The sequence below is a fragment of the Azonexus sp. genome (assembly GCF_049652925.1).
Classification (GTDB): domain Bacteria; phylum Pseudomonadota; class Gammaproteobacteria; order Burkholderiales; family Rhodocyclaceae; genus Azonexus.
Map to the genome: position 1 here is coordinate 142,790 of NZ_JBASFI010000012.1, position 12,801 is coordinate 155,590.

Consider the following 12,801-nt stretch of genomic DNA (forward strand, 5'->3'; position numbering starts at 1 on the left):
CGGAATCTACTCTCTTGAGTTCAAATCTGCTTACTGGAGACACACCCACATTGTGATCAACCATCAGGGAGACCAGTTGTTAGCCATCGATGAGGATGATTTTAGAAGAGATGATCGAGGCATATTCCTCGGCTTCCCTTGAGAAATTTGATGTAGTGATGAACACACCTTTATTGGCACGTTGCCCTTGAAGAGCCCCGGCAAATTTCTGAATCTCTGGGCGACCTACAGTGCCCTCCCAACGCTTTGCTTGAATAAAAATCGCATCTAGACCAAGTTTGTCTTCTTTGATGATGCCATCGATGCCTCCATCGCCGCTTCTGCCAATCGCCTTTCCAGCATCGTGTCTGGAGCCTCCATATCCCATACCAACGAGTAAGTCGATAACCAAACGCTCAAAGAATGCTGGTGTGACTACCTTGACCTGCTCCAATAGTTCGGACTCGAGGTTGCTGCGTAGTCTTTGATATGCCTGAGAGAAAAGTTCTTCTGGAGTCGAGTCTGATTGTGTAGCGATTTGGAGAGGTGGCTCGTCTAGCGTTAGCAACTCCTGCGAACATTTAGGAGAGGATCTCTCTTCACCTCTACGTAATTTGAACGCAATAAATTCAGGATATCCCTCAAGAGTGCTGTTATCTATGCGAGCTGGATGAGTAGCCAGCAGTTCTTTGCCTCGAGCAGTAATATGGAAGAAGCCCCGTTTCCTAGACTCAATCAGACCAGCCTGTTTTAGGTAGGTTCGAGCCCAGCCAACTCGATTGTCAAACATGGGGGCTGTGCCGCTGGGAAGCATTACATTCCGCTCGTCGTCCGAGAGGCTAAATTCCACAGCTAATTTCTCAATTGCATCGCGGAAGCGATACTCAGCACCGTCTCCGGCAATCCGAAGGAATGGGAGCATCAAAGTTTGATAGTCTGGAATGGACATAACTGTACTGGTGAGATGTGGGCAAAGAGGGGCTACAAAGTCCAGCCATACTCAGGTGAAAAGCAAACTATTGTATGACGATCGAAGTAAAAGGGTCAGGGACATTCGGGTTTTGAAATACTAAACGTCATTTACGCGATTGATCGCTGTAGGCGACGGGGAAAGTGACAGTAATTGGTGTCCGCCGTCTAAATCCTTAACCGCGAATACCCAACCCCGCCGCCTTTCTCAACCCGAATCTGCGCCGGAATTCGTTCCTTCATGCCTTCGACATGGCTGATGACGCCGATCATCTTACCGCTGGCGTTGAGGGTGTCGAGGGCATTGAGGGCGATTTCGAGGGTGTCGGCGTCGAGGGTACCGAAGCCTTCGTCGAGGAAGAGCGAGTCGATGCTGGTTTTGTGGCTGACCAGGTCGGAGAGGGCGAGGGCAAGGGCCAGGCTGACCAGAAAGCTTTCGCCGCCGGAGAGGGTGCGGGTGTCGCGGGCGACTTCGCCTTGCCAGCTGTCGACGATGTCAAGTTCGAGTTCGCCGGTGGTTTTGCGGCGCAGCAGGTAGCGGCCGTGCAGGCGGGCAAGGTGGCTGTTGGCGAGGTGGAGCAGGTGGTCGAGGGTGAGGCCTTGAGCGAATTTGCGGAACTTATCGCCTTTGGCCGAGCCGATCAGGCTGTCGAGGCGTTGCCAGAGGTCGCTTTCGGTTGTTTGGGCGGCGATCTGGGCGAATAGCGCTTGCTGATTCTGGCGCGCTTGTTCGTCGCGGGTGAGCAGGGCGCGCTGGGCACCGAGTTGTTCGCTGAGTTCGCGGCGGTGGGTTTCGAGCTGAGCGAGGGCGGCTTCGAGTTCAGGGAGCGGCGGGATCGGCGTTTCGACTGAACCGCGCGGTGGTGGCGTGGTTTGCAGGCAGAGCAGCTTTTCGCTGGCGGCCTTGAGGACGGCGGCGGCTTGTTGCTGCGCCAGTTGTCGGGTTTCCTTGATTTGCTGCAGGCGCTGGCGTTCTTCGGCCGGCAGCAACGCGGCGCTGTAGGCGGCAAGGTCGGCGAAGGGGCTGGTGGCGAGGGCGGTTTGCCAGGCGGTGGTCGCTTCGGCGAGGGCTTTTTGCTGTTGCGCGAGATTGGTGTCGATTTGTGCCTGGCGGCCTTGTTGGGCGGCGAGTTGGCGGGTTAGCTCGACGATGGCGTCGGCGCAGCGGGCGAGGGCGGTTGCGGGATCGTCGGTGATGGTTTCGGGATTTTGATTTTGGCCGATATTTCCGGTTGACCGTGGCAAGCGAAGGTTGGCCAGTTGTTCTGACCAGTGCGTTGCCTGGGCCTGCGCGGCGTTGAATTGTTCCTGTTGTTTGACGATGGTTTCGGCGAGTTCGTGGCGGCGTTTCTGCGTTTGTTGCCAGTGCTGCCACTCGCCGTCGCGTTCCTGCAGCCAGGCGGCGGGTTCGGCGGGGATTTCGTAGCCGGCGGCGGTCAGCGTGGCGCTGAGTTTTTCGTCGAGTTCGGCTTGTTCCTCAACCAGTGCCTGCGTGGATTTGGCGATTTCGGTTTGGCGTTGCTGGCCGGTTTGCGCGGTCTGTTGCAGCAGATTGAGCTGGTTGCTGGCGTTAAGCAGGGTTTGGGCGGCGTCGGCGGCAGTTTTGCGGGCGGCGTTCAGGGCTTGTTCGCCCTGATCGGCGGCTTGCTGGCGCTGGGTGAGCCGGGCCAGCGATTGTTCGGCGGTGCTGCGGGCGGTGGCGATGGTTTCGGGTTCCTGCCATGCGCTGTCCGCAAGCGGCGTAGCGTTGGCGAGGCCGGCGAGCAGTTCGGCACATTCTGTTTGCAGGCGGCTTGCTTCCTGCGTGGTCCGGGTTTGCTGGGCCAGCCATTCTTTTTGTGTGGCCTGCGTGGCGGCTTGTTCGGCCTTGGCTTGCTGGCCTTTCTGGACAAGGGCGTCGAGCGCTGCCTGTTTTTCCTTGAGGGCGGTTTCGGTGGCGGAAACGTCGAGCGCGGCGTAGGCGGCGATGGCCGGGTGGTCGTGCGCGCCGCACAGCGGGCAGGCCTCGTCCGGCTGTAGTTGGCGGCGATGCGCTTCGAGGCTCTGGATGCGGCGTTCCTGGTCGAGCAGCTTTTGCTTGTCGGCGACCTGGGCGGCGAGTTCCTTGTGCTGTTCGCGCAGGGCGGTCAGGCCTTTTTCCTGGGCCGCAATCTTTTCCTGAGCTTGCTGCAGTTGCGTGGTTTGCGTCGTTTGTTGGGCGGCCAGTTCGCGGCGGCGCTGGGCGAGGGCTTCGAGTTGTTGCCAGCGATTCAGGTCGGCTTGTTCTTGTTGCCAGTGCTGGCGCAGTTCGGCCAGGGTTTGGCCGGCGAGGCGCTGATTCTGCTCGGTCTGGGTTTTTTCCAGCGCGGCGTCGGATTTGGTTTTTGCCTCTTTTTCCCGGTTGACCGTAGCAGTCTGTTTTTCGATCTGCTGCGCGGTTTCGGCGAGTTCACGGGCGAGTTTTTGCTGCGCCTGCTGCTGGGTGACGAGGTCGCGGACCAGCTTGGCTCGCTGCTCAAACTGCTGGCGCCAGACGCCGAGGTGTTCGCCGAGTTGGGCGCGTTGCGGCTGGGCAGCGCAGAAGTCGTCGAGTTCTTTGGCTTCGCGCTGGCTTTGTTGCAGGGCTTGCTGCGTCTGGACGGCGAGCTGGGCACTCAATTGGCTGGCGGATTGGTGCCGGGCGAGTTGTTCGGCTTGCCGTGTTTCGCGGTCGGCGTGCAGGGCCTTGAGTTCAGCTTCGCTTTGCCGGCAGGCGGCGTCAGCTTGTTGCCATTGCTGGTGCAGGGGCTTGAGGGCTTCGGCCGGTTCGCTGTCGGCGAGTTTTTTGAGGTCAGGGGCGGCGGCGGTCAGCGCGGTGTCGGCTTCCTGCAGCTTGCTTTCGGCGGTTTTGACTTCCTGCTCGCTCTGCGCCAGATCGAGGCGCCACTGGCGCTGGGCCTGGGTTTGCTGGTGGCGGTGCTGGACGTCGGTGAGTTGTGTGCTCAGGCGGCCGACTTCGAGCTGCATGGCGGCGCGTTGTTCATCGCTGAGCAGTTCCATGCCGTCGGCGCGGGCTTTGAGCTGGTCAAGCTGGCTCTTGGCATCGCGCGCCTGTTCGAAAACCTTGCGCGAAATCTCGCCGTAAATCTCGGTGCCGGTCAGTTCTTCGAGTAGCTCGGCCCGTTCGTTGGCGCTGGCGTTGAGGAAGGCCGCGAAGCCGCCCTGAGCGAGCAGCATGGACTTGGTGAAACGCGGAAAATCGAGACCGGTGATTTCGGCGATGCGCTTGAGTTTGTCGTTGGTCTGCGTGCTCAGTATGGTGCCGTCACCAGTGGCCAATTCAACCTTGGGTGCCTGCAGCGCGCCGTCGATCTTGTCGCGGGCCCGGCGCTGGCTCCAGAAGGCACGGTAGACGGCGCCCTTTACTTCAAATTCGACCTCGGCCAGGCAGTCGGCGGTGTGCCGCGTCATGATGTCGTTGTCGGAGGCCGAAATGGTCTTCAGGCGCGGCGTCTGGTGGTAGAGGGCGAGGCAGATGGCGTCGAGCAGCGTCGATTTGCCGGCGCCGGTCGGGCCGGTGATGGCGAACAGGCAGTTGTCGGTGAACGGCGGCTTGGTAAAGTCGATGGTCCATTCGCCTTTGAGCGAATTGAGGTTTTTCAGGCGCAGGGTGAGGATTTTCATGCTTCTTGTTCCTGCAGGCTGGCGACGACGGCGCGGTAGCGTTCGTTGAGGGCGGATTGCAGTTCTTCGCCGAGTTCCTCCTGCTGCAGTCGGCGGGCGAAGACGTCGTGCGGGCTGAGTTCGTCCAGGGTTTCGCTGGCTTCTGCCGCCAGGCTGGCGACGGCGTTGCCGCGCTGGCGACGGATGCGCAGGACTTCGACTGGCCAGCCTTCGGTGAGCGCTTCGATGCGGGCCGGCAGGTCGGCCAGGTAGTCGTCTTCGGCGACGGTGACTTCGAGCCAGGCCGGGCATTCGCGCGTGCCTTGGGCGGCTGCGGCACCGATGGCGCCAGCCAGCGTGTCGAGATTGCCGTTGACGGCGACCAGGGACTGGAAGCGTGGCACGGGCAGGACGGTGACGGCTTTGAGGCCGTTGCTGTCGAGATCGACGAGCAGAATTTCCTTGGTTTGCTTGGCTTCGTCGAAGCCGAGCGGGATGGGCGAGCCGCAGTAGCGGATGTGTTCGAGACCGCCGACTTTCTGCGGCCGGTGAATGTGGCCGAGGGCGATGTAGTCGGCTGGCGGGAAGGCGCCGGTGGGGAAGGCTTCGAGGGCGCCGACGTAGATTTCGCGGACCGATTCGCTGGTGCTGGCGCCGACCGTGGTCAGGTGGCCGGTGGCGATGATGGGCAACGGGCGGCCGAAATTCGGGCCAAGTTCGGCGGCAAAGACGCTCTGGCGTTCGACGGCGGCCGCGAAGACGGCACCGTAATGTTCCTGGATGGCCGTTTGCAGCGACAACTGCTTGTCTTCGGCGCTTTGCCCGGCCTGGCTTTGCAGTACGTCGCGCGGGCGGATGAAGGGGATGGCGCAGACGATGCAGCCGTGTTGGCCGTTGCGCTGTGGCAGGACGATGACTTGCGTGGCCGGGTCGGCGTGCGTCGCGGCGATGACGGTGGTGCCCAGGTGGGCGAGCAGTTCGCGGCTTTCGCCGAGAGTGGCCGGCGAATCGTGATTGCCGCCGAGAACCAGTAGCGGGACGCCGGCCTTGTACAGCTGCCCGACGAGCTGGTTGTACAACTCGCGGGCGTAGGAGGGCGGCGTGCCGGTGTCGAAAATATCGCCGGCAACGAGCACCGCATCGACCGCCTGCGCTTCCACCTGGTCGACCAGCCAGGCAATCAGCGCCTGATGCTCGGCCTGCCGGCTCTTGCCCATGAAGTGCTGGCCGAGGTGCCAGTCGGAGGTGTGAAGTAGGCGCATGCTGGCCGGCTGAAATGGAAAGGGCGAAGTTTAAACGGCAAAGCACCGTCGCCACAGCGGGCATTGTTCGCGTTCGGCTGGCCGGCGCAGCCTCCGCAGGTCTACGTCGTGCCGGAACTTGCGGTGTAGCGTTCGCTGACAAAACTTTTAACGGCTTGCAGGAAGCTGTTGCCCGAATAATTGCCGGCCAGTTCGCGCGCCTTGGCGAGGAACTCGTCTTCGCCTATCCCGGCGGCCTTGGCCAGGCCGAGCCAGATGGATTGCGGGAAGGTTGTGGTGGCCGTTTCCGGCATGCTCAGGTTTGCTTCCTGCCAGCGCTGCTTCCATTTGTCGGGGATTTCTCCGGCCTGTTCTTGCTGGATTTGCGCCATTGCCGCATTGATCTTTTGTAACTGTTCAGCTTCGCTCAGCGGCGCTTCGTTCGACGCCGGCGTCAGCCTGTCCATGGCCGCCGCGATGTCGACTTCGCGCTGCGCGTCGGCCATCGTCATCGGCGTTTTCCAGCCTTCTGTCTGCACGGCATGGATCAGCTGTACGTAGGGCGTCAGGTTGGTCATGCCTTCGGTGCTGGCGGCGCGGGCGGCGTGCATTTCGCTCTTGATTTGGGCGAGGAGCGCCGCGTTTTCCGGCAGCAGGGGCAGGTTGCCCAGGCCCGGCGTGGCGCTGGTGCTGCCACTTATGCCCTGGTTGGCCTGCAGGCGGGCCTGCGCTTCGTCGAGGATGTCCTGCGGAAAAACCCTGTTTAATTCAGCCAGTGCCGCCTGGCGAACGGATTCCGGAACGGCGAACCGGCTTTCGGTCGCAGCCGCCTGGCGGGCTTCGTTCGAGATGCTCACTGTCGTGCTTTCGCTCGTTGCCGTGCTTGCCTTGCTCTGGCTGCTTGCCGCGCTGCCGCTCGTGCTGCGCACTGCACTTGCTGCGCTGGAGCCGTAAAAAGATGCGATGGCCGTGATGCTCATGGTTGTCCTCCCGTCAAAATGTTCTGCTCGTAGTGGAGTGCAACCGCAATATCGATGCCATGCTGGATGAATCTCCGGGTTTTGGTGCCGGGCCTTGTCCGGCAATGGATTTCGGCCGCCGTGGCGGGCCTCAGCGAGGTAAGGAAGAGCGGCAATTTTTACGGTTGACCGGAAAAAAGCCCGGTTTTGGCCGTTGACGGCACAAGCCCCGGCTTGTGCCGTCGGCCGGCGATTTTCGCCCTAAGCGCGAAATCGCGCAGACGGCGTTGATGCCGCCAACTAGTCTTGGTTTCGCATCCCGGAACGCCCAACAGACATTCCGGTTGTCGTTTCCGATCTGCTTTGTGGTCGGGGCGGGCGCCGGGCAATTTCGCCCGGGGGCCGAATACAAGGAGTCGGATATGAGCTGGGATATTGATGCAGCAGGCTGGACGTCGGTTGGCGTGAAGATCAAGTCGCGTTGGGGCAAGATCAACAATGCCCGACTGGCTGTCATCGACAGCAAGCGCGAAGTTTTGGTCAGCCAGGTCCAGGAACTCTATGAAGTGACCCCTGAAGAAGCCGAAAATCAGGTCGCGGGCTTCGAGAAGCACACCAAGGAACTGCGTCCCAAAGTCGCAGCCTGATCAGCCTTGATGGCCGGGCGACGGCGTTCGCCGTTGTTGTCCGGCCAAGCGCAGGTCAGTTGTCGTTAGGCGGCTTTGCGGCGGCGTCCTTGCCAACGGGCAGGTCGTCGATGAACTGCCGGTAGCGAATTTCCGAATGCTTGAGCGCCCTTAGCGCACTGTGCTGTTCGGTCATGTCCATGAGCACCATCCGGCATTCGGTGCCTTCTTCATCAGGGACTGCTTCGACCCTGAGTGTTGATGCCGGGCGTTGCGCGCTGGCCATCAGCGTAATCTCGCAGAAGCCGCTTTTTTTCTCGGCGAGAACTTTGCCGACGAACTCGGTGAAAGCTGCCTGACACTCAGGCGCCAGATAATTGATGAAGCGATGCCGGCTTTTCTGCGAGCGCTTGAGCCCGAGCAGAATGGCGCCGGCCAGATTGAGGTCGAGGATGTTGCCTTGGGCGTCGAGCGTGAAGTAGCCGATCGGCGCGAAGTCGTAGATGTCGGCGTAGCGCTCGCTGAGTGCGTCGGCCTGGTCGTTGGCTTCGTGCAGGGCCTCGTTGTCGATTTCCAGCTCGATCTTGCGAATTTCCAGTTCATGCAGCAAGTGGGCGGCTTCGCTCGGGTCTTCCGGCGCGCTGTCCGGCTGTTCGCGCCAGCGGGCCTCGGCGCGATGGCGCAGGGTGGCCGGATTCGGGCGCAAGCGGCTGGGCAAGTCGGCTGCCACGGTCGACCGGAAAAAACGCTCAAATTCCAAATGCACCACGCCATGGCACTCGCAGCCGCGTGCCTCGAGCGCCGGCCGGTCGAGGACGTCAATCTGGCCGCGGGCGTAACGGATCAGGCCGGCTGCCTGCAGCTTGCCGGCAACGTCGGTGATCGCCTCGCGGCGCAGGCCGAGCAGGCTGGCGATGCGCTCCTGGGTCATGGCGATCCGGTTGTCCTGCCGCCGATCCAGGCAGAGCAGCAGCCAGCGGCCCAACTGCTGTTCGACGCTGTGGTGGCGGGCGCAGAGCAGGGCCTGTGCCGTTTGCACCATCAGGGCCTGGGCGTAACGCAGCGCCATTTGTTGCAGGCGGCCGCCCTCGGCCAGTTCCCAGCGCAGGATTTCGGCTTTCAGGCGATAGGCATCGCCGGCGCCCTGGACGACGAGCTTGTGGCTGGACAATTCATCGCCGAGAACCGCCGAGATGCCAGCCAGCCCTTCGTTGCCGACCATGGCCAGTTCGGTGGCGGCGCCTTCGCGGGTGGTGGCGATCAGCGAAATGACGCAACTGATCGGGAAATAGACGTCGCTCAGCAACTCGCCGGCGTTCTGCAGGACCGTGCCGGCATCGAGCGATATGAGCTCAAGGTCGTCGTGCAGCCGGGTCTGTTCGGCCAGGCTCAGGCCGGCCAGAAGCTGATTCTGCCGCTGTTCAGGCCGTGTTGCGGTGGGCATGGCGCTCCTTGGTGGACTGCCGGCGGCAGTCGGGACAGCCTAACCGGAAAAGAGGCGACCGGGGACGTTTGGTTCTGGTGGGTTTTGCCTTCGGTGATTGTCGCGAAGCCAACAACTTTCGCTTTCGGTATGCCGGCAAAGAACCGCAAATAGCGGCTTTCCGGGATTTCGGCGGGTGGCATCGCTCTTGCATCGGAAGGTTTATTGCCTTTTACCTCCGCCAACCATGAATACCGTTGAAAAACCCGCTTTCCGCTGCATTTCGGCCAGTGAGGCCATCTCGTTGCTGCGCTCCGAGCCGCCGCCCTTCGTTTTTGACGTCCGCGACATGGCCAACTACCAGAAGGCGCATCTCGATGGTGCCGCGCATCTGTCCGAAAACCGCCTGCTGGCCTGGATGAAACGCCTGCCGAAGGAGGCACCGGTGGTGATCTATTGCTACCACGGTAACGCCAGCAAGATTTTCGCCCAGATGTTCATCGATTTCCGCTATTCGAACGTGTTCAGCGTCGATGGCGGCTACGAGGCTCTGGCCGCCGCCCTGGCCACGCCGGTTGCGGCATGACGGCAGCGCGTGTTCGCGACTGGGTGCAGACGCATCCGCTGTCGCCGAGCGATGTCGATTGCGCCACCACGGTCATGCTCAAGATCGTCGACGGCAAATGCAAGATGGGGAGCGTCGACAAGATCGTCATGGAAGCGCTCTACGACGCGGTCAAGGACAGGCCCGGCCAGCGTTTTGGCGACGAGTTCCATACCCTGATCGCCGATGCCCGGCGCGAGTCGAGCGAGGCACTCAAGAATTTCATTTACGAAACCCGCGTGCTGGCTGAAACAACGCTCTCCCGCCCGGTGATGAAGGCTTTCAAGACCATGATCCGCCAGGAAGGGCTGTTCGCCGGCATGGCTATCGAGGAAGAAAACGAATGACCATGAAGTTCTACATGACGCCGGGTTCGTGCTCGACTGGCATCCACATCCTGCTCGAAGAATGCGGTCTGGTTTTCGAGGCCTATGTCGTCAATCTGCTGGCCGGCGATCAGTACAAGAAGGACTACGCCGCGATCAACCCCAAGGGCAGCATTCCGGCGCTGGTTCTCGATGACGGCACGGCGCTCACCGAGTTTTCGGCCATCGCCTGGTGGCTGGCGCGCAGCTACCCGAAACGCAAGCTGCTGCCGGAAAGCATCAAGGACGAGGTGCAGGTGCTCAGCGTCATGAACTACGCCGTGCACACGCTGCACACGCAAGGTTTCGCCCGGATTTTCACCACAGAGCGCTTCGCGCCGAGCAGTTCGGACCACGAGTCGGTCAAAGCCCAGGGCCGGCAGATCATCGACAAGGCATTCGCTATCGTCAATCGCGAACTGGCCGGGCGGCAATACGTTGTCGATCACTTCACGATTGCCGATGCTGCGCTGTTCTACGTCGAGTTCTGGGCCGACCGCATCGGCATTCCGTTGCCGGAAAACTGCGAGGCCCATTACCGCCGGATGCTGACCCGGCCGGCTGTGCGCCAGGTGCTGGCGGAAGAGGGCTACGCGTCGGTGCTGCGCTGAGCGCTGCTCTGGTCCGGGAAAGCCCTGTTACATTGCATCTTTTCTGACCTGACAAGCACACCGCCCGAGAGATTCAATGATCACCAACCCGGAACGCTTTACCCAAACCATCGCCCTGTTCGACGCCGCCAACGCGCAAGATCCCAATCAGGACGACGGCCAGCCGAAAGAGTTGCTCTACGCCCAGCGTATGACCGAGATGATCGGCCGTTTTGCGCCGGACGCCAGCGAAGTTGCCCAGCTTGCCGTGCGTGCCCAGCACATAAAACGGTGGACGGTGCCGCGCAGCAGCTATCCGCTTGGCAAACCTGGCTACTTTGCCTGGCGCACCGGGCTCTATAAATTCCACGCCGACACGGCGGGCGAATTGATGCGCCAGGCCGGGTACGACGAGGCGATGATCGAGCAGGTCAAGGCGGCGGTTGGCAAGGTGGGCCTAAAAACCAACCCCGATACGCAGATGCTGGAAGACGTCAGTTGCCTCGTCTTCATCGAGCACTACATGCTCGGTTTTGCCGGCCAGCAGGCTGATTACACCGAAGAAAAGTGGCTCGGCATCATCCGCAAGACGTGGAAGAAGATGTCCGATGCCGCCCATGCCTTCGTGACGACCGGCGGCATCAAGCTGCCCGAGGCACTGGTGCCGTTGATACTGAAAGCGGTGGCCGAAGGCTGATCGCGGGCTTGGCATCCGGTTGCCACGGTCAACCGGAAATAATGGCCAAAAATGAAATTGCTGTTTTCCTGAGCGCGGCTCAGGCTCGACGGTCAGTGCCCGGCCGTGGCTCGCTGCGGCGCTCCGGTTGGGAGGGATCCCGCACGCCGCGGCCGCGCAAGATCAGCGCCGGCACGGCGAACAGGAATATCAGGATGAGCGCTGAAAGGAGCAGGTAATTGTCAAGAATGGCTTGTAACACTGAACGCTCCGTTGGGCTTGTTGCAAAGCTGTCCTCTTTTCATTCTAGGCTATTGCCATGCCGTTGCGCCAATGAGCTATGCGACGAGCTACCGGAAAAACGTCCGGACAGAAGTCACCGTCGCCCGCCGTCATCGGCCATCGGAAACGCTTGCTACTGAATCGACATCGGAACGCGCGTCGCCAGCTTCTCGAAGTCCTTGAGTCCTAACGGACGACCAAAGAAATAGCCCTGATAGGCATGGCAGCCGGCAGCTTCCAGAAAGTCGCGCTGCGCTGCGGTTTCGACCCCTTCGGCGATGACCCCGAGCCCCAGGCTGTCGGCCAGGGCAACAATGGTCCTGGCGATTGCCGCATCATTCGGATCGATGAGGACGTCGCGGACAAAGGACTGGTCGATCTTGAGCTGGTCGAGCGGCAGGCGTTTGAGGTAGGAGAGCGAGGAATAGCCGGTGCCGAAGTCATCGAGCGAGAAACCAATGCCTTTGGCTTTCAGCGCAAACATCTTTTCGACGATTTCTTCGACATCGTGGGCAAGCAGGCTTTCCGTCAGTTCCAGTTTCAGTCGCGACGGATTTGCCCCGGTATTTTTGAGCACCGCCAGCACTTCGTCGACAAAGCCCGGCTGGCGGAACTGCCGGGCGCTGACATTCACGGCAATCGTCAGAGCAGCAAACTCGGATTGCCAGGCCCACCTTGCCAGCTGTATGCAAGCAGTTTCCAGAACCCAGTGCCCGAGCGGCAGGATCAGGCCGGTTTCCTCGGCCAATGGAATGAAGTCGGCCGGGGATACCATGCCACGTTGCGGATGCTGCCAGCGGACCAGCACTTCGGCTCCGATCATGCGCTGCTCGCTCGTTACCTGGGCCTGGTAGTGGAGGAGAAACTGCTGGTCATCGAGCGCCGTGCGTAAATCCTTTTCCATCGCGGCGCGCTCCCTGACTGCGACTTCCATGGCCGGGTCAAAGAAATGACAGGTATTGCGGCCCGCCGCCTTGGCCTTGTACATCGAGAGATCGGCCTGCTTCATGAGTTCTTCAACCGGAGTCTGCCTCCCTTTGAATAAGGTGACGCCGATGCTCGCTGTGCAGTGATGAGATGCATTGTTGAGTTGATAGGGCTGGTTTACAGAGGCCAGGATCTTTTCGGCGAATGATTCGGTAGCCATCGCAGCCTCGGCCTCGCGCTCGCTCAGACTGGCCAGAATGATGACAAAGTCGTCGCCGCCCAGGCGGGCCACGGTATCCACTTCACGGACGCAGGTTTTCAGGCGCTGCGCTACCAGATTTATCAACGCATCGCCAATGTCATGGCCCTGCGTATCGTTCAGCGTTTTGAAGTTGTCCAGATCAAGGAAAAGCAGGGCGCTATAACGGCCGCTACGGCTACTCGCTGTCTTCGCCTGCTTCAATCGATCAAGCAGGAGGGTTCGATTTGGCAAGCCAGTAAGCTGGTCGAAAAAGGCCAGCGCCTCGATCTTTTCTTCG

General features: G+C 61.0%; 12 protein-coding genes. 5 read left to right on the forward strand and 7 right to left on the reverse strand.

Annotated features, from left to right (window positions below; translation table 11 throughout):
* Positions 1 to 79 precede the first annotated feature (79 nt).
* The 4 genes from WBK19_RS04825 to WBK19_RS04840 all read right to left on the reverse strand — a co-directional run bounded on the left by WBK19_RS04825 (position 80) and on the right by WBK19_RS04840 (position 6,790).
* A complete protein-coding gene (locus tag WBK19_RS04825) occupies positions 80 to 928 on the reverse strand; it encodes a restriction endonuclease (RefSeq protein WP_511287470.1) in 849 nt (282 codons plus the stop codon).
* A 188-nt stretch (positions 929 to 1,116) separates the two neighbouring features.
* The gene (locus WBK19_RS04830) at positions 1,117 to 4,590 is read right to left on the reverse strand and encodes an AAA family ATPase (RefSeq protein WP_511287472.1); all 3,474 of its coding nucleotides are present in this window, start codon (positions 4,588 to 4,590) and stop codon (positions 1,117 to 1,119) included.
* Positions 4,587 to 5,831, reverse strand: coding sequence for an exonuclease subunit SbcD (sbcD, locus tag WBK19_RS04835; RefSeq protein WP_511287474.1), 1,245 nt, complete (start codon positions 5,829 to 5,831; stop codon positions 4,587 to 4,589). Before sbcD ends, WBK19_RS04830 begins: the two co-directional genes overlap by 4 nt.
* A 101-nt stretch (positions 5,832 to 5,932) precedes the next feature.
* Positions 5,933 to 6,790 (reverse strand): hypothetical protein, encoded by an 858-nt coding sequence (locus tag WBK19_RS04840; protein ID WP_511287476.1) that lies wholly within the window; start codon positions 6,788 to 6,790, stop codon positions 5,933 to 5,935.
* A gap of 401 nt (positions 6,791 to 7,191) precedes the next feature.
* On the opposite strand from WBK19_RS04840, the gene WBK19_RS04845 reads away from it, so the two are divergent.
* Positions 7,192 to 7,416, forward strand: a complete 225-nt coding sequence (locus tag WBK19_RS04845) for a CsbD family protein (protein WP_226399327.1) — start codon at positions 7,192 to 7,194, stop codon at positions 7,414 to 7,416.
* A 55-nt stretch (positions 7,417 to 7,471) separates the two neighbouring features.
* Here WBK19_RS04845 and WBK19_RS04850 read toward each other — a convergent pair whose 3' ends face one another.
* On the reverse strand, positions 7,472 to 8,839 hold the full coding sequence (locus tag WBK19_RS04850; RefSeq protein ID WP_511287478.1) for a helix-turn-helix domain-containing protein: 1,368 nt from the start codon (positions 8,837 to 8,839) through the stop codon (positions 7,472 to 7,474).
* Between the two features lie 226 nt (positions 8,840 to 9,065).
* On the opposite strand from WBK19_RS04850, the gene WBK19_RS04855 reads away from it, so the two are divergent.
* From WBK19_RS04855 to WBK19_RS04870, 4 genes are all read left to right on the forward strand, one after another.
* A complete protein-coding gene (locus tag WBK19_RS04855; protein ID WP_511287480.1) occupies positions 9,066 to 9,404 on the forward strand; it encodes a thiosulfate sulfurtransferase GlpE in 339 nt (112 codons plus the stop codon).
* The gene (locus WBK19_RS04860) at positions 9,401 to 9,769 is read left to right on the forward strand and encodes a hypothetical protein (RefSeq protein WP_511287482.1); all 369 of its coding nucleotides are present in this window, start codon (positions 9,401 to 9,403) and stop codon (positions 9,767 to 9,769) included. The genes WBK19_RS04855 and WBK19_RS04860 overlap by 4 nt, the downstream gene beginning before the upstream one ends.
* On the forward strand, positions 9,766 to 10,398 hold the full coding sequence (locus tag WBK19_RS04865; RefSeq protein ID WP_511287484.1) for a glutathione S-transferase family protein: 633 nt from the start codon (positions 9,766 to 9,768) through the stop codon (positions 10,396 to 10,398). The genes WBK19_RS04860 and WBK19_RS04865 overlap by 4 nt, the downstream gene beginning before the upstream one ends.
* A 76-nt stretch (positions 10,399 to 10,474) precedes the next feature.
* Positions 10,475 to 11,074, forward strand: coding sequence for a DUF4202 domain-containing protein (locus WBK19_RS04870; RefSeq protein WP_511287486.1), 600 nt, complete (start codon positions 10,475 to 10,477; stop codon positions 11,072 to 11,074).
* Positions 11,075 to 11,153: 79 nt separating this feature from the next.
* Here the strand turns inward: WBK19_RS04870 and WBK19_RS04875 are convergent, their stop codons facing one another.
* A complete protein-coding gene (locus tag WBK19_RS04875; protein ID WP_511287488.1) occupies positions 11,154 to 11,315 on the reverse strand; it encodes a hypothetical protein in 162 nt (53 codons plus the stop codon).
* Positions 11,316 to 11,468: 153 nt separating this feature from the next.
* Positions 11,469 to 12,791 carry a putative bifunctional diguanylate cyclase/phosphodiesterase gene (locus WBK19_RS04880; RefSeq protein WP_511287784.1) on the reverse strand — a complete coding sequence of 441 codons (1,323 nt, stop codon included), beginning with the start codon at positions 12,789 to 12,791 and terminating at the stop codon, positions 11,469 to 11,471.
* Between the last annotated feature and the right edge of the window lie 10 nt (positions 12,792 to 12,801).